This window comes from Synechococcus sp. MVIR-18-1 (assembly GCF_014279835.1).
Taxonomy (GTDB): Bacteria; Cyanobacteriota; Cyanobacteriia; order PCC-6307; family Cyanobiaceae; genus Synechococcus_C.
Window position 1 is genome coordinate 559,412 of sequence record NZ_CP047942.1, and the last position, 20,107, is coordinate 579,518.

At 53.3% G+C, this 20,107-nt stretch carries 19 protein-coding genes and 2 tRNA genes; 10 read left to right on the top strand and 11 right to left on the bottom strand.

Annotation, left to right across the window (positions count from 1 at the left end):
* Nucleotides 1-49: 49 nt before the first annotated feature.
* Nucleotides 50-1,012 (top strand): hypothetical protein, encoded by a 963-nt coding sequence (locus SynMVIR181_RS03010; protein WP_255444491.1) that lies wholly within the window; start codon nucleotides 50-52, stop codon nucleotides 1,010-1,012.
* A 50-nt stretch (nucleotides 1,013-1,062) separates the two neighbouring features.
* Nucleotides 1,063-2,553 carry an ATP-dependent DNA helicase RecQ gene (locus SynMVIR181_RS03015; protein WP_186589935.1) on the top strand — a complete coding sequence of 497 codons (1,491 nt, stop codon included), beginning with the start codon at nucleotides 1,063-1,065 and terminating at the stop codon, nucleotides 2,551-2,553.
* A gap of 29 nt (nucleotides 2,554-2,582) precedes the next feature.
* Here the strand turns inward: SynMVIR181_RS03015 and SynMVIR181_RS03020 are convergent, their stop codons facing one another.
* Together SynMVIR181_RS03020 and SynMVIR181_RS03025 are read right to left on the bottom strand one after the other, a co-directional pair.
* Nucleotides 2,583-3,641, bottom strand: coding sequence for a LysM peptidoglycan-binding domain-containing protein (locus SynMVIR181_RS03020; RefSeq protein WP_186589936.1), 1,059 nt, complete (start codon nucleotides 3,639-3,641; stop codon nucleotides 2,583-2,585).
* Between the two features lie 94 nt (nucleotides 3,642-3,735).
* On the bottom strand, nucleotides 3,736-5,136 hold the full coding sequence (locus SynMVIR181_RS03025) for an aldehyde dehydrogenase family protein (RefSeq protein ID WP_186589937.1): 1,401 nt from the start codon (nucleotides 5,134-5,136) through the stop codon (nucleotides 3,736-3,738).
* 112 nt (nucleotides 5,137-5,248) lie between these two features.
* Between SynMVIR181_RS03025 and SynMVIR181_RS03030 the strand changes: the two genes are divergently transcribed.
* Nucleotides 5,249-6,985 (top strand): alpha-amylase family protein, encoded by a 1,737-nt coding sequence (locus tag SynMVIR181_RS03030; RefSeq protein ID WP_186590463.1) that lies wholly within the window; start codon nucleotides 5,249-5,251, stop codon nucleotides 6,983-6,985.
* On the opposite strand, the gene SynMVIR181_RS03035 is transcribed toward SynMVIR181_RS03030, so the two are convergent.
* Nucleotides 6,922-8,505: a glycerol-3-phosphate dehydrogenase/oxidase gene (locus tag SynMVIR181_RS03035; RefSeq protein WP_186589938.1), complete on the bottom strand. Its 1,584-nt coding sequence runs from the start codon at nucleotides 8,503-8,505 to the stop codon at nucleotides 6,922-6,924. The two genes, SynMVIR181_RS03030 and SynMVIR181_RS03035, sit on opposite strands and share 64 nt — an antisense overlap.
* Nucleotides 8,498-10,009 (bottom strand): glycerol kinase GlpK, encoded by a 1,512-nt coding sequence (locus SynMVIR181_RS03040; protein ID WP_186589939.1) that lies wholly within the window; start codon nucleotides 10,007-10,009, stop codon nucleotides 8,498-8,500. Before SynMVIR181_RS03040 ends, SynMVIR181_RS03035 begins: the two co-directional genes overlap by 8 nt.
* Before the next feature lie 45 nt (nucleotides 10,010-10,054).
* Here SynMVIR181_RS03040 and SynMVIR181_RS03045 point away from each other — a divergent pair, with 45 nt between their 5' ends.
* Nucleotides 10,055-11,488: a glycoside hydrolase family 13 protein gene (locus tag SynMVIR181_RS03045; RefSeq protein WP_255444393.1), complete on the top strand. Its 1,434-nt coding sequence runs from the start codon at nucleotides 10,055-10,057 to the stop codon at nucleotides 11,486-11,488.
* Between the two features lie 28 nt (nucleotides 11,489-11,516).
* On the opposite strand, the gene SynMVIR181_RS03050 is transcribed toward SynMVIR181_RS03045, so the two are convergent.
* The 6 genes from SynMVIR181_RS03050 to SynMVIR181_RS03075 form a co-directional block, all read right to left on the bottom strand.
* Nucleotides 11,517-12,047: a hypothetical protein gene (locus SynMVIR181_RS03050; protein ID WP_186589941.1), complete on the bottom strand. Its 531-nt coding sequence runs from the start codon at nucleotides 12,045-12,047 to the stop codon at nucleotides 11,517-11,519.
* Nucleotides 12,048-12,372: 325 nt separating this feature from the next.
* A complete protein-coding gene (locus tag SynMVIR181_RS03055) occupies nucleotides 12,373-12,903 on the bottom strand; it encodes a hypothetical protein (protein WP_186589942.1) in 531 nt (176 codons plus the stop codon).
* Nucleotides 12,904-12,982: 79 nt separating this feature from the next.
* Nucleotides 12,983-15,064, bottom strand: coding sequence for an ATP-binding protein (locus SynMVIR181_RS03060; RefSeq protein ID WP_186589943.1), 2,082 nt, complete (start codon nucleotides 15,062-15,064; stop codon nucleotides 12,983-12,985).
* Nucleotides 15,064-15,618 carry a response regulator transcription factor gene (locus SynMVIR181_RS03065; RefSeq protein WP_255444394.1) on the bottom strand — a complete coding sequence of 185 codons (555 nt, stop codon included), beginning with the start codon at nucleotides 15,616-15,618 and terminating at the stop codon, nucleotides 15,064-15,066. The genes SynMVIR181_RS03060 and SynMVIR181_RS03065 overlap by 1 nt, the downstream gene beginning before the upstream one ends.
* A 400-nt stretch (nucleotides 15,619-16,018) precedes the next feature.
* A tRNA-Thr gene (locus tag SynMVIR181_RS03070) sits at nucleotides 16,019-16,090 on the bottom strand.
* Nucleotides 16,091-16,100: 10 nt separating this feature from the next.
* Nucleotides 16,101-16,182 (bottom strand) — tRNA-Tyr (locus SynMVIR181_RS03075).
* A 67-nt stretch (nucleotides 16,183-16,249) separates the two neighbouring features.
* Between SynMVIR181_RS03075 and aroQ the strand changes: the two genes are divergently transcribed.
* The 6 genes from aroQ to SynMVIR181_RS03105 all read left to right on the top strand — a co-directional run bounded on the left by aroQ (nucleotide 16,250) and on the right by SynMVIR181_RS03105 (nucleotide 19,877).
* Complete coding sequence (gene aroQ, locus SynMVIR181_RS03080) at nucleotides 16,250-16,705, top strand: type II 3-dehydroquinate dehydratase (RefSeq protein ID WP_186590464.1); 456 nt, start codon at nucleotides 16,250-16,252, stop codon at nucleotides 16,703-16,705.
* A complete protein-coding gene (locus tag SynMVIR181_RS03085; RefSeq protein ID WP_186589945.1) occupies nucleotides 16,705-17,331 on the top strand; it encodes a tRNA-(ms[2]io[6]A)-hydroxylase in 627 nt (208 codons plus the stop codon). The genes aroQ and SynMVIR181_RS03085 overlap by 1 nt, the downstream gene beginning before the upstream one ends.
* Before the next feature lie 303 nt (nucleotides 17,332-17,634).
* Entirely contained in the window at nucleotides 17,635-18,141 is a 507-nt protein-coding gene (locus SynMVIR181_RS03090) for a hypothetical protein (protein ID WP_186589946.1), read from the top strand.
* Nucleotides 18,138-18,296 carry a Nif11-like leader peptide family RiPP precursor gene (locus SynMVIR181_RS03095; protein WP_370593871.1) on the top strand — a complete coding sequence of 53 codons (159 nt, stop codon included), beginning with the start codon at nucleotides 18,138-18,140 and terminating at the stop codon, nucleotides 18,294-18,296. Before SynMVIR181_RS03090 ends, SynMVIR181_RS03095 begins: the two co-directional genes overlap by 4 nt.
* 165 nt (nucleotides 18,297-18,461) lie before the next feature.
* On the top strand, nucleotides 18,462-19,181 hold the full coding sequence (locus SynMVIR181_RS03100; protein WP_186589948.1) for a Coq4 family protein: 720 nt from the start codon (nucleotides 18,462-18,464) through the stop codon (nucleotides 19,179-19,181).
* A 357-nt stretch (nucleotides 19,182-19,538) separates the two neighbouring features.
* Nucleotides 19,539-19,877, top strand: coding sequence for a phenylpyruvate tautomerase MIF-related protein (locus SynMVIR181_RS03105; RefSeq protein ID WP_186589949.1), 339 nt, complete (start codon nucleotides 19,539-19,541; stop codon nucleotides 19,875-19,877).
* Nucleotides 19,878-19,922: 45 nt separating this feature from the next.
* Here SynMVIR181_RS03105 and SynMVIR181_RS03110 read toward each other — a convergent pair whose 3' ends face one another.
* Nucleotides 19,923-20,066, bottom strand: a complete 144-nt coding sequence (locus tag SynMVIR181_RS03110) for a chlorophyll a/b-binding protein (protein ID WP_186524680.1) — start codon at nucleotides 20,064-20,066, stop codon at nucleotides 19,923-19,925.
* Between the last annotated feature and the right edge of the window lie 41 nt (nucleotides 20,067-20,107).

Below are 20,107 nucleotides of genomic sequence, written 5' to 3' on the forward strand. Positions count from 1 at the left end.
CGCGTTCAATCTCGATCTTCCCGATCCAGAACGGGATGACATCAGCACGATGGAATTCCTGGCTCGTCTGGAGCAGGCTTGGGATGTGTGCGACAAATTTGATCTACAAACCGAAATTTGGCGTGGTCGCATCCTGAAATCGGTGCGCGATCGAGAAAAACGCGGCGGTGAAGGACGCGGTGCGGGCTTTTTGCAATGGCTTCGCGAACGGGAAATTAGTAAGACCAGGGCCTATGGATTGATTCAGTTAGCTGAATCGGAGCAAGGTTTGGTTGGTGACGGCTTGCTTGAACCATCAAGCGTGAACCAGTTTTCAAAACGGGCTTTTCTTGAAACCGCTTTGGCAGCTCCTGAAGTGCAGGTGATGATTGCGGAAGCTGCTAACGAGGGGCAGGAAATCACCCGCAAGCAGGTGCGCAGGCTTACGGATGATTTCACCTCTGCAACCAGTCCCTTGCTTCCGGATGAAATCCGTCAAAGGGCGCAAGAGAATTTGCTGCCATCCAAGGTTGTTGCGCCTCTCGTACGCGAATTGTCAAAGCTTCCAGAGCTTCAGCAGGAAGACTTCCGCAAGGTCCTACGCGATGAGCCGGAACTCGATCGGATCAAGGATGTGACCCATACGGCGCGCTGGATCACCAAAGCCACGGAATCAGGTGTTGCTGTTCGTGCTTTTCAACAGGGGGAACTCGACCTGGAGAAAGCGATGCAGGAGGCTCAGCGTCTCGACGCTCTGGGCTTGCTCGCCGATGCCGTAGGCCAGGCGCAGACGCTTGAGGCCGCGGTTCTCAAGTTGCATACCTCTTGGAGGCGCTTAGGTGGTCTGCATGAACGGCTGTGGGTTGAAAGCGGAAGCAGCACCCCTTACTTACGCGATGTCTTAACAGCGCTACAAACCTTGAGTGGAGCCACGATGCGGGTGTCGCTTGGGGAACTTGCTGGGGGCAAAAAGGTGAGACTTCAACTTGTTGAGGAGGCTCCTGACCAACTGGAGCCTCCGGCGATCCCCTAGATCTAGTGCTCGTTAAGGTGAAGGCACTATCTGTGGAGTGAGGGTGAGCGTTGGATCCACTCCTTAAAGCTCTCCACAGGCATTACGGCTGGGACTCCTTTCGTTCCGGGCAACGTCCGGTGATCGAAGCCCTGTTAAATGGCCGCGATTGTTTAGCAGTGCTGCCAACAGGAGGCGGTAAATCACTCTGCTTTCAGCTCCCTGCCTTGGTGCGACAAGGGTTGGTCGTGGTGATTTCTCCACTTGTCGCTCTGATGGATGATCAGGTGTTGCAATTGCAGCGGCGAGGCATTGCTGCCGCCTGTTTGCACCGCGGGATTCAACCTGAACAACGACGCTTGATTCAGGAGCAGTTATCCGCTGGCTCGTTGCGTCTTCTCTACCTGGCCCCTGAGCGTCTTCAAGGTGAGGCGGCGAGGGACATGCTCTCTGCGCATGCAAGGGAAGGGCAGTTGGTGGCTTTGGCCGTGGATGAGGCCCATTGCATCAGCGCTTGGGGTCATGATTTTCGGCCCGATTACAGACGTCTTGGTCAGCTTCGGGCCCTGTGCCCGGGTGTTCCGCTCGTTGCCTTGAGTGCAACTGCAGCCCCAAGGGTGCGTGCCGACATTCTCCGTTTGCTTGGGTTATGCAAACCGCTCATCCAGGTGTCGTCGGCACAACGCAGCAACCTCCACTACACGATGCGGCGGCGTCCGAGCGATCCACTCCCTGATGTTTTGGAGGCCCTGAAGCAGTCACGGGGTGCCACCTTGATCTATGCAAGGACCCGTCGTTCTGTGGAGCTCTGGGCAGAACGCTTGCAATCCCAGGGAATTCCGGCGATTACCTATCACGCGGGACTGGAGGTGGAGCGCCGTGAGGAGGCTCTAAGGCATTTCTTGGAAGCTGATGCGCCGGTGTTGGTCGCCACGGTGGCGTTCGGGATGGGCGTTGACCGCTCGGACGTGGGGTTGGTGTTGCATTTGGATTTGCCTGCGACCCCGGAGGGGTACCTCCAGGAATCAGGTCGCGCTGGACGCGATGGCAGACCGGCCCATTGCCTTGTCTTGTTTTCGCCTGGAGACCGAACCAGCTTGGGCTGGGCGATGCAGTCCAGCTTGCGTCGCGCGGCTGAAGCCAAGGCGTCCGACGATGACGTTTGGCGTGTGGAGTTTTCACAGCAGCAATTGAGGCGGATGGAGGCCGTTGCTGAGGGAGAGAGTTGCCGTGAGCAAGCTTTGCTTCTCTCGGTGGGGGAGCTGACATCTCCTTGCGGCCGCTGTGATCGTTGCCTGGCTGATGTGCGTGCCAAGGATTGGTCAGATCGTGCCCAAGAATTACTGGAGGTGATCGATGCCGGACAGGGAGCAGACATCCGCAGCTTGACCGAAAGATTGCGGAAGCTTGATGGCAGCGAAGAGCGTTGGGGTTGGCTTGCGCGCAGACTCGTGCAAGAGGAGCTCATTCGTGAGAGCAATGATGGAGCCCAACGCTTGTCGTTAAGGGATAGCGGCAGACAATTCCTGCATACCCCTTGGCCTTTGCATTACGCGGCTTGACCGCGGCTTCTGCAAAGCATCAGCTTGGCTTAGGCGGTTTTGATACAGCGATCCTTCACCAGGTCCTTCTCAAAATTGGTCTGCGGGGCGATCCAGCTTTTCCATGCACCATCAGAACTGGTGACATTGATTTTGCGTGCGGAGCAGTTCACCGCGACGTACAGAGGCTTGCCTTCGCTGTTCAAGGTTGGGGCCACCATGCTGCCGCCCATGGATTGCCAGTTGCTCCAGTCCACTTGAAGTGGGCCGTACGTGCGCCATGCCGCGGGTTTGGCCGCCACTGCTTGGGTTGGAGTTGTCTTGGCTGGAGCCGCTTTTTTAGGAGCTGTCTTCGTGACAGCCGTTTTGACCTGAACCGGCTTGGCCTGAACTGGCTTGGTTTGAACCGGCTTGGTTTGAACCGTCTTGGTCGGTTGGCTCGCCGTTGCAGTGAGAACGGGCTTTGCTTCTGGTGTGCTGCTGGTTTGCAGCGATGTGCTGACCAATTCGGTGGAACTGGTATCCCGCAGCATCAACTTGGTCCCAATCGTCACCTTGTTGGGGTCATTGATGGTGTTGAGATCAATTAGAGAGGCCACGGGAACCTCATAGGCGCGAGCGATCTGGGTGAGGGTCTGACCTCTGGCCACGGTGTGAGAGGTGGCGCTTGGATTGGCTTTGATCGGCGTGGGCTTGGCCTTCGCTACTGGCTTTGGTTTGGGAAGCACGGCCGTGGTGGGCAGCTTCAACGTTTGGCCAAGCTCAACATGATCGGCGCTTTGAAGGCTATTGATGGCGATCAGATCCCTTGAACTGACGCGATATCGAGCTGCAATTCCACCGAGGGTGTCTCCCCCTTTTACGGTGTGACGTCCTTGGCCAGCGCTGACAACGCCCCTGGCACCACTGGGCAAACGCAACGTTTGCCCCACTTCCACATGGTTGGAATTACGGATTCCATTGGCTCTCATCAAGCGTTCAACCGAGACGCCGTAGCGATCAGCGAGCCCGGAGATGGTGTCTCCTGATTTGACTGTGATCGATGCCGCGCCCGCTTGAAGGGGCATCAATGCCGACAGGGTTAGGGCGGCGGCAACAATGCTTCGCATGCTTCTTTCTGTGCTGGGCGAAAGATAAGGTGTCTGGCCCAACTCGCCAGTCCCTCGCGCGAATTCATTTGTATTGGTTGATTTGGAGCGATGTTCAGCCCACAAAACGGCGAAATATTGCAGGATTCAACGTGTAGGGCGGGTAGCGGTGACGAATGTCGAGAAAAAAGGGTCGGCTCAGCACTGAACGTGCGTGGGAGAAGGTTTGAAAGCCGGCTTCTGCTTGATAGCTGCCCATACCACTGGGCCCCACTCCACCGAATGGCAATTCCGGAACTCCCTTTTGCATCACCACGTCGTTGAAGCAAACCCCACCTGAACTGGTGCGCTTCAGAACCGCGCTTTGGTCGTTGTGATCCCCGCCAAAGAGATAAATGGCTAATGGTTTGTCTTGCTGTTGGATGCGTGTGATGGCCTCATCCAAGGTCTTCACTGTCATTAGTGGCAATAAAGGGCCAAAGATTTCCGCTTCCATTAAGGGGTCTTGATCGCTTTGGACCTCAATCAGGGTGGGTGCGATCTTGCGGCGTTGGCGGCAGCATTCGCCTCCAAACAGGATCCGTCCCTCGGCTCGAGCAGTGGCTAGCAGGCCTTCAAGATGTTGAAAATGTCGATCGTGGATTAAGGAGCTGAGATCAGCAGAAGCGAGTGGTTCATCTCCATAAAGATTGCGGCGCTCCTCTTTCAATGCCTTTACGAGGCGATCTCGGATGCTGGTTTGAACCAGGAGGTGGTCAGGGGCGATGCAGGTTTGTCCTGCATTAATCCCCTTGCCCCAGATCAAGCGGCGGGCGGTGACGGCAAGGTCGGCACTATCGAGCACGACAGCAGGATTTTTGCCTCCAAGCTCCAGCGTGACAGGAGTGAGGTGACGGGCGGCACCGGCCAGCACCTTGGCTCCAATCGTTCCGCTACCGGTAAAGAAAATGTGGTCAAAGCCAAGGTCCACGAGAGCTGCCGCGGTGGATCCATCCCCGTTCACCACTCTCACCACATCACTGGGGAATCCCTCTGTGATGAGGCGCGTGATCAGGGCTGCTGCGGCAGGGGCATGCTCCGAGGGTTTCAAGACAACGCTGTTTCCCGCCGCAAGGGCACTAATCAGGGGCTGGAGCGTGAGCATGAAGGGGTAGTTCCACGGCCCGATCACGAGCACACAGCCCAAGGGCTCTCGGATGAGTTGGGCCCGCCCTGGCCGTTGCATGATCGGCACGGGGATGTGTCGAGGCCGCATCCAGGCCTTGAGTCGCCGCCGGGTGATTTTTAATTCTTGAAGCAAAGCCACGATTTCAAACATCCCCTCGAGCTCTGGCTTGGCGAGGTCGATACGAAGGGCTTGGAGAATGTCTGATTCATGGCGATCAAGCAGGTCGCTCAGACGTTTTAATTGCAAGCGCCGCCAAGCTTCCGGTCGGGTTTGACCCGAGACGACAGTGGCGCGAAGGGTCTTTAAATCAGCAGCTTGAAAGGCCTCGTTGGGGGAGGAGCTGACCATCAGAAGCTGTGGGATCTACGGCCATGCTCGCAGTCCTGATCGATGGATTGCGAAAGAGGGGATGACGTCGCGGCCGATCGGGGTTAGTACAAGTTGGAATGGTGCCGGCGTGATGACTAAGCAGCAGCCGTGGTGGAACGGTGCCGTCATCTATCAGCTGATCGTGCGCAGCTATGCCGATGGCAATGGTGATGGGATCGGTGACTTGCAGGGCCTGGCCAATCGCCTGCCCTATCTCCGTTGGTTGGGTGTGGAAGCGATTTGGCTCACACCGATTTATCCATCGCCACTGCAAGACGGTGGTTATGACATCACTGACTTCAAGTCCATTCACCCCGAGCTGGGGGATTTAGCGGCTTTTCATCGGGTCTTGATTGCTGCCCACTCTCAAGGCATCAAGGTGGTGATGGATCTGGTGCTGAATCACACCAGCACGCTCCATCCTTGGTTTCAACGTGCCCGTTGGGCTCCAGAAGGTAGTCCGGAGCGGGATGTGTATGTCTGGAGCGATGACCCCAAGCGCTACGCAGATGCTCCAGTGCTGTTTCGCCATTTCGAGTCTTCGAACTGGGAATGGGATGAGGTGGCGCAGCAGTACTACCTCCACCGTTTTTTACGCCATCAACCCGATCTCAATTACGACAGCCCACTCGTGCAAAAGGAGATGCTCGATGTGGTGGATTTTTGGATTGAGCGAGGCGTAGACGGTTTCCGTCTCGATGCGGTTCCCTTTCTTTTTGAAGCCGAGGGATCTCGTTGTGAGGGCTTGCCTGAAACCCATGAATTCCTCAAGCGCTTACGCGCAAGGGTGGATAGCCACGGCAAGGATGTGTTGCTCCTCGCGGAAGCGATTCAACCGGTGGAGGAGGCTGCTCCCTACCTCGCCGATGACGAACTGCATGGAGCTTTTAACTTCGCCCTAACGGCGCATTTGTTTGCCTCGATTGCCAGCGGAACGGTAGAGGCCTTGCGCGATTGCTTGCAGGCAGCTCAGAACGCTGTGGGTGGCTGTAGGTGGGCCTTGCCGCTACGCAATCACGATGAGCTTTGGCTTGGCGATGGCCATCTGGTTCCAGAGGATGTGATTCAAACGATCCGAGCCGGATTGCATCAGGGGCAGGGGCATTGGCTGAACTGGGGCATCAACCGGCGTCTTGCTCCTTTGCTCAATGGTGATCCTGGTTCCAACCGAGTGATGCATGCTCTGCTCTACAGCCTTCCAGGACTTCCGTGCCTCTATTACGGAGATGAGCTGGGAATGGGGGATTGGCCGGGTCTGCGCGACCGCGATCCGAACCGCACTCCGATGGCCTGGACGCCGGGACGGAATGGTGGGTTTTCGACCGCTCCCGACCCTCTGTTGGTGTTGCCACCGATCACGGCTCCCGGATACGACTACCGGGTGGTGAACGTGGAGGTTCAGAAGCAACTGCCTGGTTCGCTTCTGAATTGGCATCGGCGCATGCTCACCTGCCGCAAGCTGCTTCCAGCCCTCCGCAATGGCGACTTTGAGCTATTGGACTGTGCCCACCCTGGGGTGATCGTGTACGTGCGCACGAACGCCACCATGACGGTGATGGTGGCTGCCAATCTCTCCGCCGCTGGGGCATCGTTTCGCCTCGATCTGAGCCGATGGTCTGGCGAACGCACCCGAGAGGTGCTGTGGGGGTGTGACTTCCCACCTGCCGATGTCGATTGGTTTGTGTACCTCGCCGCCCATGGGTTCAGCTGGTGGTTGATCGGCGAAGTGGAAGAAACAGACAGCAGCAGCGAGGACTCCGGGGTTCAGGAGGACAAGTTCAGTCCTGCTCCTTCTGGAGTCTTGGGATCTCCCACTCCCGCCTCTTGAAGAAGGGCTTGAACCTGCGGGAGCAGCCGCTCGGCCTCGTCTTGGTCCACCATCGCTAGGCGGCAGCGACGGGCGAGAACATCCGTTGCGGTGCAGGCATGTTCGGCGCTGATCGCATGGCGTAATTCACCACGGCAAACGGGGATGACGTCGCTCAGAGGCTCACGATCGCTTTCACTCCAGCTCGCTACAAGTGCAGCGGCTTCTAATCCGAAACTGGATTGGAGGTGGGCGCGTTGTTGATCACGTAGAGAGGTCTTCGGCAGCAGACGTTCCAGGGCGGGGATTTGCTCTTGCAGCAGTGCGGGAGTGCGTTTGGGGTCTTGATCTGCGCCGATCAGCGGCAACGCAGAAGGGACTGAAAGGGTGCTCCCCAATTGCGCTTCCACCGCCTGAAGGGTGTCGATCGCCATCGGCCTGCAAGTGGTCCATTTGCCCCCCATCACGCTGATAAGGCCACTGTCCAGCGTCTCAACCTCGTGCTCACGCACGACCCGGCTGCTGTTCACCTCGGCCCCGGCTGGCTTGAGCAGCGGTCGTCCGCCAGCCCAACAGCTCCCCACATCGGGATCGCCCAGATCGGGGAACCAGCGCTTCACATAATCGAGCAGATAGGTTTTCTCGTCTTCCGATGGAGCGGCTGCACTCGCTTGTGTGCACTTGGTGTCTGTGGTGCCGACCAGGGTGCGACCAAAGAACGGCAACATGAATAGAACACGGCCGTCATCGGTGGATGGCAACAGCAAACCAAGTCCTTCAGGACAGAGGTTGGCTCTTAACACCAGATGCACTCCCCTACTGGTGAGCATGCGCATGGAGCAGTTGGGGTCGGCCATCCGCCGAATGGCATCCGCATGGATGCCTGTGGCATTCACCACGGCCCTGGCTTCCCAGCGTTCTTGCTCTCCTTGGTTGTTTTCGCTGATGGCAGCGCAGATCTGCCCCTGGCTGTTGCGTTCCAGCTCCCGAACCTTGGTGCGGGTTCGAATCACAGCACCGGCCCGTTCAGCGGTAAGAGCTAGCAGCAGATTCAGGCGAGCATCATCGAATTGCCCGTCGCTGTAGGCCACACCGCGTTGAACATCAGGACGCAGAAGAGGGAGTGCTTGGTGGAGTTGCTTGGAGGACAGCATGCGGCTGCTGCCGATCCCGGCACGACCGGATAGGGCGTCATACAACCCAAGGCCGATGCGGTAGTAGGCCTGGCCAAGACGACAGTCGCTGGGCAGGGCCAGTTCAAGGCGTTGGGCTAAGAACGGAGCTTGTTCCAGCCAGTGGCCCCGTTCGAGCAGGGCTTCTCGGACCAAGCGCAATTGGGCGAGGTCGGCTGTCTTAAAAGCAAGTTCGAGATAACGCACCCCTCCATGCAGGAGTTTGGTGCTGCGGCAGCTGGTGCCACTGCCGAGGTCATGGCCCTCGAGCAGAGCAACACGCAGGCCGCGGCGGACCGCTTCATAGGCCACGCTGCATCCACTGGCGCCACCGCCGATAACGACGAGGTCAAAACGTTGATCAGCCATTCCAGTGAAGGCTCCTGCTCACAGCATCGTTCCAACGTTGGCGCCAGCGTTGGCGTTGCTCCAGGGTTTGTTGGGGCTCAAACACGCTGGAGTCTTGGCTGCGATTTGGCACTAGGTCTTTGAGGTCTGCAATCACGCCCGCTTGCAAGCCAGCCAGCAGGGCCACACCGCGAGCGGTGCTTTCCAGATGAACAGGGCGGCGCACGCGCAAACCAGTGCTGTCGGCTTGGGCTTGCAGGAGAAGGTCAGAAGCTGCGGCTCCCCCATCCACGGCAAGCTCCCCGAGACTTTGCTCCATGGCTTGCTCTGCCAACTCCACAAGACTGGCAACGGAGAGAGCAATTCCTTCCAGGGCGGCTCGAGCGATATGCCCTCGGCGGGTGTCGCGGGTGATCCCGATTAACAAACCCCTGGCACTGGGGTCCCAGTGGGGTGTGCCCCATCCGGTGAAGGCTGGAACAAGCATCACCCCGGCGGCGTTCTCCACCTCTTGCGCGAGGGGATTGACTTCTTCGGCACTGCGAATGATGCCGAGGCCATCGCGCAGCCATTGCACCACCGTGCCCGCATTAAACAGACTCCCTTCTAAGCAGTAGGTGGGGGTGCCGTGCTCATCGGTCCAGCCCAGGGTGCTCAGCAGGCCAGCGTCGGAATGGCGGATGCTGGTGCCGGTGTTCACCACGAGAAAGGCGCCGGTGCCGTAAGTGCATTTGCCTTCGCCTGGTTGCAGGCAGAGTTGCCCCAGGGTGGCGGCCTGTTGGTCGCCAAGCAGGGCTTGAATGGGTACGCCAGCAAAGGGCAAACCCGCTTGGATTACTCCGAAATCGCCTCGGCAGGGCCTGAGCTCGGGGAGGGCCTGCTTGGGTAAGCCAATTTCAGCGCAGGCGTCATCGATCCATTGCCGCTGCTCAAGATCCATCAGCAGGGTGCGGCTGGCATTGCTCATGTCTGTGGCATGAATGGTGCCGCCACTGAGCTGCCATAGGAGCCAGCTCTCCACCGTTCCAAAGCAGAGATCACCCTGGGCCGCGGCACTGCTTGCGGCGGTTTCATGGTCGAGCAGCCAGCGAATTTTGCTCGCGCTGAAATAGGGGTCGAGCATCAGGCCGGTTTTGGCTCTCCAGCTCGTTTCAAGGCCGCTTGCCTTCCATTTCTCACAGAGATCGGCGGTGCGGCCGTCCTGCCAGACCAGGGCTGGGCCGCAGGGGCTGCCATCGCTGCGTTTCCAGAGCGTGGTGGTTTCGCGCTGATTGGTGATGCCGCAGCTGATCACGGCTTGCCGCTGCTCCGGAGTGATCGCCTGCTCAAGGCGGCTCATCGCCAGACGCTGGCTCTCCCAGATCGCCGTAGGACTTTGTTCTACCCAGCCATCGGCGGGGTATTGAATGTCAAGAGGTGCGGAAGCGCTGGCGACTGGGCGGCCATCCGTATCGAAGAGAGCAGCGCGTGAGCTGCTGGTGCCTTGATCTAGTGCGAGCAGGAGGGGCGGTGCTGCCATAGCCATCTCGTTTCCTACTTGCTAGCGATGGGACCAACGGCCTGCAAAGGAATGGCAGAGACATCACGCATTGGGCCGTTCCCCACTTGGGTCGCTGAGGCGATGGTCTACCAAGTGTTTCCTGATCGTTTTCGCCGCAGCGGCCGGGTGGAAGCGCAGCAGGGGTTGGCGTTGCAGCCCTGGGGGATCGACCCTGCCGAACAGGGGTTCCAGGGGGGTGATCTCTACGGAGTGATCGAGGCTCTGGACCACCTTCAGCAGCTGGGAGTGACCTGTCTGTACCTCACCCCCGTTTTCAGTTCGGCCGCCAATCATCGCTATCACGCTTACGACTATCTCGAGGTGGATCCTTTATTGGGAGGGAATGCTGCGCTTGATGCCTTGATTGCGGCGGTGCATCAACGGGGCATGCGTCTGATCCTCGATGGGGTGTTCAACCATTGCGGCCGCGGCTTTTGGGCGTTTCATCACCTGTTGGAAAACGGGGATCGCTCTCCCTATCGCGAGTGGTTCCATGTGCATCAGTGGCCGCTGCGGCCCTATCCGCGGAAGGGCCAAGACTGTGGTTACAGCTGCTGGTGGAATGATCCGGCGCTGCCGAAGTTCAACCATGACCATGCTCCCGTGCAGGAGTACCTCTTAGCGGTTGGTAGGCATTGGTTAGAACGCGGCATCGACGGTTGGCGCTTAGATGTGCCCGATGAAGTGCCTGCTGCCTTTTGGGTGGACTTCCGGCGCATGGTGAAAGCGGTGAACCCCGAGGCCTGGATCGTGGGTGAAATTTGGGGAGATGCCAGGTCTTGGCTTCAGGGAGAGCATTTCGATGGCGTGATGAATTACCGCTTGGGCTGGAGCAGCCTTTGTTGGGTGGCGGGCGCGCGTTTGCGACGCAGCTACCGCAACCCGATGTACCCGTTGCGCCCCCTGGAGACGGAGGCCTTGCTGCAGATCTGGTCTGAGACGCAGGGTTGGTATGCGCCGGAGGTGAACCGCTGCCAACTCAATCTTTTAGATAGTCACGATGTGCCCCGGGCCTTGCACAGCCTCAAAGGAGATGTAGCTGCGTTGTCTTTGGCGTTGCTGCTGTTGATGCTTCAGCCTGGGGCTCCTTGCCTGTACTACGGAACGGAAGTGGGCCTTGAGGGCGGTCCTGAACCAGCCTGTCGCGAGGCGATGCCGTGGGAGGCCCCATGGCCCCACGATTTGCGCTCAATGATCGTGACTTTGACGAACATCCGCCACCAGGTTGTTGCTGTGAGCGAGCAAGGTCTGTCGTGGCAGGCCAGCACCTCCGACGGCCTCGTGGGACGCGCACCTGGGGTGGTGGTTGTTGTGAACCGCTCTCGGCGGAAAGCTTTGTCCCTGGAGGCTCACGACGTTGCCCAAGTTGGCTGGGAGACGGATGGTGCGTTGATTGGCACCTACCAGGTGCATCGCCATGTACTTGGTCCACAATCAGCGGTGTTGTTTAAGGCTCTGGAATAAGCTTCGCTCCCTTGATTGGCTCGGCTGATTAAGCCTGCTCGAGCGTGTTGATGAGGGCTAAAATGCGTTCTTGATTGGCATGTTCTTGCAGTAATACCACCCCAATCTCTCTCTTGGAATTGAGTTCAATTCTTTTCAGAAGTTCGGTCTCTACTGGAAGATCAGTGAGTGGAAAGAGGCAAAGGTCCACAATCCTTTGTTGTAAGCATTCAAGACTATGGAGATCGCTGAGATTATTGGCCGAACCTATAAGCCATCCAGGTGGTGGTGGATCGAAAAGAGAACTATCAAGCCATCGATTGGCATCAAGCCTCAAGTTTGATTTGCCCTGTAAGCGCGCTAATTGATGGACCTTTCGCTCTAATTGAAGTAAAAGAGAATCCTCCTGGGGTTGCCAACAGCTGCTTATTTTTTGGAGTTTGATCCCGAATACCTGAGCACATTTTTTTTGGTTTCGACTTATGGTTGTTTGGTGTTGATCAAAGAGAGCACCTACTTTCTTCCCAGACTGAAGCCATATCATTCCATCGAAACTAGACAGTAAATCTAAGCTGACCATGATACTGGCGTTTTAATGAGATCCAGCCAAGAAGACTGCTCTTAAAGTAATTAGCTTTATCATGAAGCTTGTTTAGACGATCGGAGATAATGCGTGAAAGTCGTGCACTATTGGGATCATGGATGGCTTAATGGTTGTCTTTTGCTGCAATCAGCGTCATCTGAGTAAATGGATAGAAAGAGTTCTTTCCGTTTGGTTTTGATTTTTACTGCAATAACCAAGAGTTCGCTGGTCTCACCTGGCAATCCTCCATGTAATCAAGCTTGGGTTAGGAGGATATGAATTAGGAAAGATTGTTGACTTAAACTCCTTTGTAGCGTCTTTTTCATATCTGCTTTAGCTTGTCTCTTAGGTCTAGTATATGTTCTTGATATTCATTTTTCTGGAGCACTACTAAACCTGCCTCTGACGTGATATCGAGTGGAATCGTGGCGAGATCTTGCGATTCAACGGGTAGATCGGTGAGCGGGCATAGGCAAGCATCCACAATATGCTGTTTTAAGCATTGGATGCCATGAGGATCACTAAGTTTATTGGCTGATCCTGCAATCCATCCTGAGGGAGGTGGGTTGAAATGTGGATTATCTAGCCATCCATTAACTTCAATCCTCAGACGTGATTTTCCTTGTAGACGGGCCACTTGATGCACTTGGCGTTCAAGCTGAAGCAGTATTAAATCTCCATGGGCATCCCACTTGTTTTTGTTTTTGCTAAGGGTAATCCCAAAGACTTGGGCACATTTTTTTTGATTGCGGCTCACCGTTGTTTGGTGTTGCTGAAACAATGCTCCTACTTTTGAACCTGATTGAAGCCATATCAGTCCATCAAGGCTTGCGAGTAGATCTACGCTGACCACATCATTGATTGATGTACTTTATAAATTCTAAATTATGTTTATTGTGTAATCAATCCCCAGTATTGGGTAGGGAGTCTGTTCAGAGGTTTTTGGGCAGGCTTAGTCGAGCAAGAAGCCCACCGATCGAACCTTTGGAAAGTGAGAGTTGACCTTTATGGCTTTCCATTGCTGTGCGCACAATGAACAAACCCAAGCCTGTGCCATCAGGCTTGCTAGTTTCCATCAGTAATTCCTCATTAATTTCTGGCAAAAGACCGCCTCCATTATCTTCAATCTCTATGATCCAAAAATTCTCATTATCCTTCATTCTAATAAGGATTAATGGATCTGGATTGTTAGAGTCTCGCAAGGATTCGATGGAATTTTTTAAAATATTGATGAGGGCAATTTGTAGTTGTACGGCATCTCCATTAATCATTGCACTTGAATCTGCAATCGAATGAACTTGCTGACTATTAATCCATCCGTAAATGTCTGGATTGTTTGAGTTGATATAGCGCAGACTACTTTCAATGACTTGCTTTAAATCGAGCTCAGAGAGCTCTGTCTGTGTATTGCGGAGAAGGGCTCGTACTTTGTTAGTGATTAAAGCAATTCTCTCGGATTGGGAATTGATGGTTGAAAGCTGATGCTTTAGATCGGAGAAATTGTGGATTTTACTGGTGTCGTTAAGAGTATTAATCAGGGTCTGAGATGTAAGTTTTAGGATACTGAGAGGTTGGTTGATCTCGTGAGCAATGGAAATGGATCCGGCCTCGAGGCTTGTTTTTAATTTTTTGCTCATCAGTGACAGTGCTTGCTCATCTTTTTGTTGTTTGTCTTGAAAAAGTTCGATGATTTGTTTCTCTTTTTCTCTTAGGCTTTGAGTGAGATTGTTGAATGCTTTTACCATAGCCGTTATGGCTTGATGGAGATCGCTAAATTCTTTGGTTCCTGCTTTTTCGAGCTCGCAATTAAAGTTAAGAACCTCTGGCTGTTTGGCTATATCTTTGATTTGATGTTCTGTGCTCTGGCTCGCAGAGGTTAAGGCACTTAGGGGAGTGAGTAAGGCATTGATCAGGCGGCGGTTGATCGCTAATGCCATGAGGAGTGCAGCAACGCTAATAAAAATCATCATTATCAAATTTCTCTCTGCCACGCTTACTTCTTGATCTGCAGATGTACCCGTGACTAAAAACCAATCGAGTCCAAATTCTCTACCCCAGGGGGTCGCTCTTAAAAAAAAGTGCTGTGAATCCAGGTTTGAGATCTGGACAAGTTCTTGGCCAAAGCTGTTCTGGTTGACAAGATATTTTCCATCTGTTTGTGATAAGTATTGCTTTGAAAGTGATTTCGCAATGGGAGACTCTAGCTCTTTGATATTAGCTCTCTGGACACTTTTTTCAGAGCGAACAAGAACTATTTCAGGATTTGAGCTGGCAACAATACTCCCATTTTTCTCGATAATAAGTGCTAATCCTGACCGGTCTTTCCATACTTCTTGAAGCCAGTTGCTAAGTTTGTCAATGATCATGTCAACGCCCACAACACCGATCAGTTTTGCCTCCTGATTGAAAATTGGTGCGTTGTAGGAAATTGAAAAAGTTTCTGGCTGGTCTTCCCAGGCATAAATTCTGCTCCACGTTGGTTTGCCAGCTTTAACGGTGTCGACATACCAAGCTTCTTGATGGTTTGTGCTCATCCCTGGGATGACATCTTCTTGCTGAAGACGTTCTCCTGTTGACGTCATGCTGTAAACAAACATTTTCCCCCGCCCTAATCGCGAGCTGTCTTCGTTGTGGAAAAAGCTTCCATCCTCGCCTTTTTCGATTCCCAGAAATGACCCATCTTCCGACCCATAGTTGATGTAATCAACAGGGAATGAGCGAAGCTGTCTCCAGAAACGCTTACTAAGCTTGTCGAAATCCTTGAGTAACGCTGGGTCGGCAGCGATCGCCTCTTCGTTGAGTTGATTGATAATTGTTGGGAAACTAATCTTGCTGCTTAATCGCTCTGATACTTGTATGACTGGAAGATGTGCTCGATGGGATTCTTTCTGCTCGATTACATTGTTGCGACCAACACTAAATCCTAAAATGCTAAGAGATCCTGCTACGAGAATCAATTGAAGCCCTGTCGTGCGAGTTAGCTTTTTTGCTAATGATTTGGCTTGGTTTTTCATTAATTGATGCTTTGAATGGTACGAGTCAAAGCTGCTCTTCTGATGAGTTCAGCGCCGCTGACATTCAGTTTTTTGGCAATAGCTTTGCGATGTGTTTCTATCGTTGAATGAGCACTACCAAGCTCTTTGGCGATTTCCTTTGTGGTTTTTCCCTCTCCCATAAGACTGTAAATAATTTGCTGTTGCTGGGTTAACGCATGATGAGCAGGCTTTACGATTGCATTCAGGCAATGTCGTAAAGTATCGAAGGCATCGGTTTTGTCGATAATTCCATAAATTGCTTCTCTAAGGCTTTTGGGGCAAACAAACTCCTGTGCTGCGCCAGACAGGATGATTATTTTGATGTTCTGATGTTGCGAGACCAAATGTTGTGCTAGGTCAAGACAGTGGCCATCAGGTAGATAGATATCCAGAATCGCGAGGTCAAGCTTGTGATCATCACAAATGTTGTTAGCAGCTTCGATGCTGTCTGCTTTGAAGACAGCTGATATCTCGTTGAAGCTCGCCAAGATGGAGCCAAGAAGGTCGAGAAGTATTTGCTGGTCTTCCAGCACGAGGCAGTTCATGCAAATCGTGCAAATTTTGATGTTAGATCCGTTTGCTCCTTTTAGGGCAAGGAAGAGCGGCTATGCATTATTTGCATAGCTTTAAGGGCGTGTATTGGATTTCGGGTAAGCAGCCCTGCAAGCTCCGCAACCCTGTTCTGAAAACTTGATCGAACTTTGGAACGTGATCTGGCCATGATTGCGGAGGTGCACGACCAAGGTTTCGTCAAAGCAGATGGGACGGTTCATCGCTGGCGCAACCTGATTTTTCCTAAAGGCAATGTCTGCTGATAAATGAGCAATAGAAGGTGATCAGGTTTTGCTAATTCGCTTTATAGGCCAGAAGCGCATTGCTCTGAACCCCATCCCTCTTGGACCGGCTCAGCAACCAATTGTGGTGTGAGATTGAAGCCCTTGTCGAGACTTGAACTCGAGACCTCTCCCTTACCAAGGGAGTGCTCTACCGCTGAGCTACAAGGGCGTGTGGTGGATGGGCCGGGTTGGATTTGAACCAACGTAGGCAGAGCCAGTGGATTTACAGTCCACCCCCATTAACCACTCGGGCACCGACCCGAACCACACCAAGAGAGGTTACCAGCAAGGCTGTCGATACGATCAACCAATGTTTACGAGTCGGGCCATGCACCTATTGCTGCTCAACGGCCCCAACCTCAATCTGCTGGGTCAGCGGGAACCAGGCCTCTACGGACGTCAGACCCTGGATCAGATCGAGATAGCACTCGGTGAGCGGGCCAGCGCTGATGGCCTAACGCTGGAGTGTTTTCAGAGCAATTTTGAAGGAGCCCTGGTGGATCGCATCCATCAGGCGATGGGAAAGGTGGATGGGATCTTGATCAATGCAGGGGCTTATACCCACACCTCGATTGCGATCCGTGATGCCCTGCTGGGGACAGCCATCCCTTATGTGGAGCTGCACTTGAGCAACACCCATGCCCGTGAACCATTTCGGCATCGCTCATTTCTTGCTGACCGAGCCGTTGGCGTGATTTGTGGTTTTGGACCCGTGAGTTACGAGTTGGCTCTTGATGGTTTGGTCCGCCACCTGCGGAACTCTGCGAGCGGAGTTGAGGGTTGATGGTCTCAACGTCTGTGGCCAGCATCCGCTGGTTGGCTTCACCTACGAGTGCGTCTTGGGTGCAGCAAGCGATTTCGAGACCAATGGAGGTCTTGATTGATCATGCCCACTGCGAGCGCAAAGCAGCGGGGTCGGCGGTGCAGCTGATGTTTCGTTACCTCTGCGAACCAGGTCTGGGGGAGGTGTTGAGTCCGTTGGCGCGCGAGGAGCTAGAGCATTTCGAGCAGGTGCTTGCCTTGTTAAAAGCGCGAGGACGCTATCTGGAGCCCTTGCCTTCTCCGGGATATGGCGGCTTTCTTGCTAAGCACATTCGCAAAGGAGAACCGCTGCGGATGCTGGATTCATTTTTGGTGGCGGGTTTGATCGAAGCCCGCAGCCACGAACGCATGGCGTTACTGGCGGAGCACAGCCCGGAGCAGGATTTAAAAGACCTCTATGGAAGCTTGTTGTTGAGTGAGGCACGTCACTTTGGTCTTTATTGGGTGCTGTGCGAACAGCGATGGGATCGGTCGGTGATCGTGCCCCGCTTGGAGGAACTTGCACAGGTTGAAGTGGAAGCCCTCACTGGCTTCCTGGAGAATCCTGAAGATGTGAGAATGCATTCTGTGGGCGTCGAATCTCGCTGATTTGTGCCACACCCTCTGTCGTCCTGAGGCAGACGCTTGTATCAGCGAAAGCCGGATGCTGACTCGGTTTGGCAGTTCTTCTTACGGGCTGAAGGTGAGGGGCGGATTCGTCGCTCCACAAAAACAGGCATTTATGAGAAGCGACGAAGGTCGGGAATAGCCCCTTGGAGATTGTCTGCCGCTACACCTTCATTGTTCAAAGCTCGGACGTGGTTCATCAAAACCATTGATCCCGATGCTCCTGAGAACGAAAGCGACTGAGGTAGGGGTTGAGCCGCGCCTCGATTTCCCTACGCTGTCCTTATGAGCAAAGAGAGCGCAATTTCCGAGATTCTCGGCACAGTCAAAAAGCAACTGCTGGACTTGGGGCAACAGGTTCAACGGCGTGATGGGTGGGATCTCTCTCTTCCAGTGGCAATCGTTGATGCCAGAAAGGCAAAGGCAAAAACTTCAGCGCCAAAATTCCACGTGTCTCCCATCGGTACGATTGGGAACGTTCTCAGGATCTCAACGACTTGCGATCACCCACTGATGCGAAAGCTGTTTGAGCTCTATCAGGATCGTGGAGATGAGGAAGCTTTGAGTTTCATGATGAATGGCGAGGATGCCGAAGAATTCTCTGATTTGTTTTCTGAATATCAAAAAGAGAGAAAGAATGGTCAGATGATCTGGGGAGCTGCAGATGCCTCAGCTTTCGTAACTAAGTCGCGCGACTGTTTTGATGATCGTGAGATAGCAGTGGCGATTTTGCATACAGGGAGCAGTGGTCAGCACGAACTAACCACTTGCGGCGTCCCTTTCAGTTTTTGACCTCCACTCGGAATAGAGCACTTGCCTTTGCGAAGGAAGCAGGTTTCACTATCTCTGCTGATGACATCACCCAAAGCCACTCTCAATACGAGCTTTCACATCAAGAGCTGGAACGCATGGTTGGGGGAGGAAAGAAGAACCCTTATATCACTTAAATCACTCTCCAATGCCGGATATTGATTAATGCTTAGTCCCGCCACCAGCGAGGCTTTTTATTGCTTCACCTGTTTGGGTGAGTGAAAAGACCAGGGATTCCCCCGAATTGGGGAGGTGGATCCAGGAAAGTGGGCCTACTTTATGCATAGAAGTTTTATAAATAGATGACAGAACAGCAGGGTTTCGTGCGGTCATCATTTTCCAAAGATGCAACAAAATTAGGCATTTCAATTCTGCAGACAGCAAAGCAACCTGACAAAATATTCCAACATGGTCGATATTTTGGTATTCCAGGCAACACCAAACTGCAGCAAGAGTGTATTGAAAGGATTATGGATACTCCAACGGTTCAGAATTTGCTTGCCAATCGACCTTCATCAATGTGGCCAGATCTTGAGCAAATGGCCGCAATGCCCAAAGGGAGCCTTGGATGGTGCGTACAACTGCGATTGCAGAAGCTTGGACTTTCTTTTTTAGTGAATCAATCTCCGGTTCCAGAATCTCAAGAGGAGTTCGTGATAAGTAGATCCGTTCGCTTGCATGAAATTCACCATACGATTCTTGGTCTACCGATCACAGTTGCAGGTGAAGCTGCTGCGACGGCGTTTTATGCGAGTACCGGGTCTGAGCCTTTTGATATTGGAATTCTGTCTTCATGGATGTTGCGTGGTGCCTACGCACCGAGTGAGCGTAGATTGATCTGGGATGGTATTGGTTTTGGAATCGCAGTTGGTCAGACTGTGCCTGAACTTTTCTCTCCTCGTTGGGAAGATGGCTGGGAAAGATTGATCATCGATTGGCAGAACGAACTGGGTATCACCCAGCTACTGAAGACGTCTCCGTTTAAAGACGACTTTGTAAACATCTATGGCTTAAGTCTCTGAATATGCCAATTTACTGACGTTGACGATTCTCTAATAGGTCAAGCAAATATCAAGTATCGGATGATGGGTTGCAATGATTTCCTAGAAAGCGCTGGTGATAGTAACTTCTCCAACAGCAATATGGGGAAAGATACTTTGATGTTGCGGGGCAGCTCTGCTGCAAGAGCTCAACGTAGATTAAGTACAATCATGATTTCATATGCCTTGATCTGGATTGTGATCGGTTGAGTGATAAAAGCCCTTTTCTTTGCGTAATTGGCTTTTACGTCACCATGCTAATGCCCCATTCAAATTGATCAAAGACACCAGCGTGACATGGTTCAATGGACAATAATATGTATCTATTGAATTACTAAAATGCCTCTCATTAATCTCAGGACCAATGTTTCTGATGTCCAGGGTTCAGATGCTCTTTTGAAAAAGCTGTCGGCTGCTCTTGCCAGTGCTACGGGAAAGCCCGAATCGTATGTAATGACACTTTTGGATTTCGGGGTTCCAATGACCTTCGCTGGTAGTAATGACCCCTGCGCTTATGTAGAAACTAAGTCCATTGGAGCATTGACTCCGCCGAAAATGTCAGATCGATTTTGTGAGTTGATCAAGGCATCTTTAGGTATCCCTAAAGATCGGATTTATATTGGATTTGATGATGTTAGTGCTTCGCACTGGGGGTGGAATGGGCGCACTTTTGACTAAACATTCCATCAATCCACTAATTAAAGTTGTCCGGTTAGATCCGTTTCAGAGACCTATTTGACTGAGGATTCCCTGGCCGGTTAGCAGCTCGGTGCCTAAGCCAATAACAAAGCCAAGCATCGCTAAACGACCATTCCATGTCTCAGCAAAGCTGCTGAAGCCGAATCGAGATTGAGTTGAGTTAGTCATGTTTTTGATTATGTGGAAGAGCCTCACATGAGTGAGGCATT

What these genes read in the sequence shown, in the direction of transcription:
- SynMVIR181_RS03010 (WP_255444491.1), top strand. Translation starts at nt 50, where the DNA reads ATGGAATTCCTGGCTCGTCTGGAGCAGGCTTGGGATGTGTGCGACAAA.
- SynMVIR181_RS03020 (WP_186589936.1), bottom strand. Translation starts at nt 3,641, where the DNA reads ATGCGAAGCATTGTTGCCGCCGCCCTAACCCTGTCGGCATTGATGCCC.
- SynMVIR181_RS03025 (WP_186589937.1), bottom strand. Translation starts at nt 5,136, where the DNA reads ATGGTCAGCTCCTCCCCCAACGAGGCCTTTCAAGCTGCTGATTTAAAG.
- SynMVIR181_RS03030 (WP_186590463.1), top strand. Translation starts at nt 5,249, where the DNA reads ATGACTAAGCAGCAGCCGTGGTGGAACGGTGCCGTCATCTATCAGCTG.
- SynMVIR181_RS03035 (WP_186589938.1), bottom strand. Translation starts at nt 8,505, where the DNA reads ATGGCTGATCAACGTTTTGACCTCGTCGTTATCGGCGGTGGCGCCAGT.
- SynMVIR181_RS03040 (WP_186589939.1), bottom strand. Translation starts at nt 10,009, where the DNA reads ATGGCTATGGCAGCACCGCCCCTCCTGCTCGCACTAGATCAAGGCACC.
- SynMVIR181_RS03045 (WP_255444393.1), top strand. Translation starts at nt 10,055, where the DNA reads ATGGCAGAGACATCACGCATTGGGCCGTTCCCCACTTGGGTCGCTGAG.
- SynMVIR181_RS03050 (WP_186589941.1), bottom strand. Translation starts at nt 12,047, where the DNA reads ATGGTCAGCTTAGATTTACTGTCTAGTTTCGATGGAATGATATGGCTT.
- SynMVIR181_RS03060 (WP_186589943.1), bottom strand. Translation starts at nt 15,064, where the DNA reads ATGAAAAACCAAGCCAAATCATTAGCAAAAAAGCTAACTCGCACGACA.
- aroQ (WP_186590464.1), top strand. Translation starts at nt 16,250, where the DNA reads ATGCACCTATTGCTGCTCAACGGCCCCAACCTCAATCTGCTGGGTCAG.
- SynMVIR181_RS03085 (WP_186589945.1), top strand. Translation starts at nt 16,705, where the DNA reads ATGGTCTCAACGTCTGTGGCCAGCATCCGCTGGTTGGCTTCACCTACG.
- SynMVIR181_RS03090 (WP_186589946.1), top strand. Translation starts at nt 17,635, where the DNA reads ATGAGCAAAGAGAGCGCAATTTCCGAGATTCTCGGCACAGTCAAAAAG.
- SynMVIR181_RS03100 (WP_186589948.1), top strand. Translation starts at nt 18,462, where the DNA reads ATGACAGAACAGCAGGGTTTCGTGCGGTCATCATTTTCCAAAGATGCA.
- SynMVIR181_RS03105 (WP_186589949.1), top strand. Translation starts at nt 19,539, where the DNA reads ATGCCTCTCATTAATCTCAGGACCAATGTTTCTGATGTCCAGGGTTCA.
- SynMVIR181_RS03110 (WP_186524680.1), bottom strand. Translation starts at nt 20,066, where the DNA reads ATGACTAACTCAACTCAATCTCGATTCGGCTTCAGCAGCTTTGCTGAG.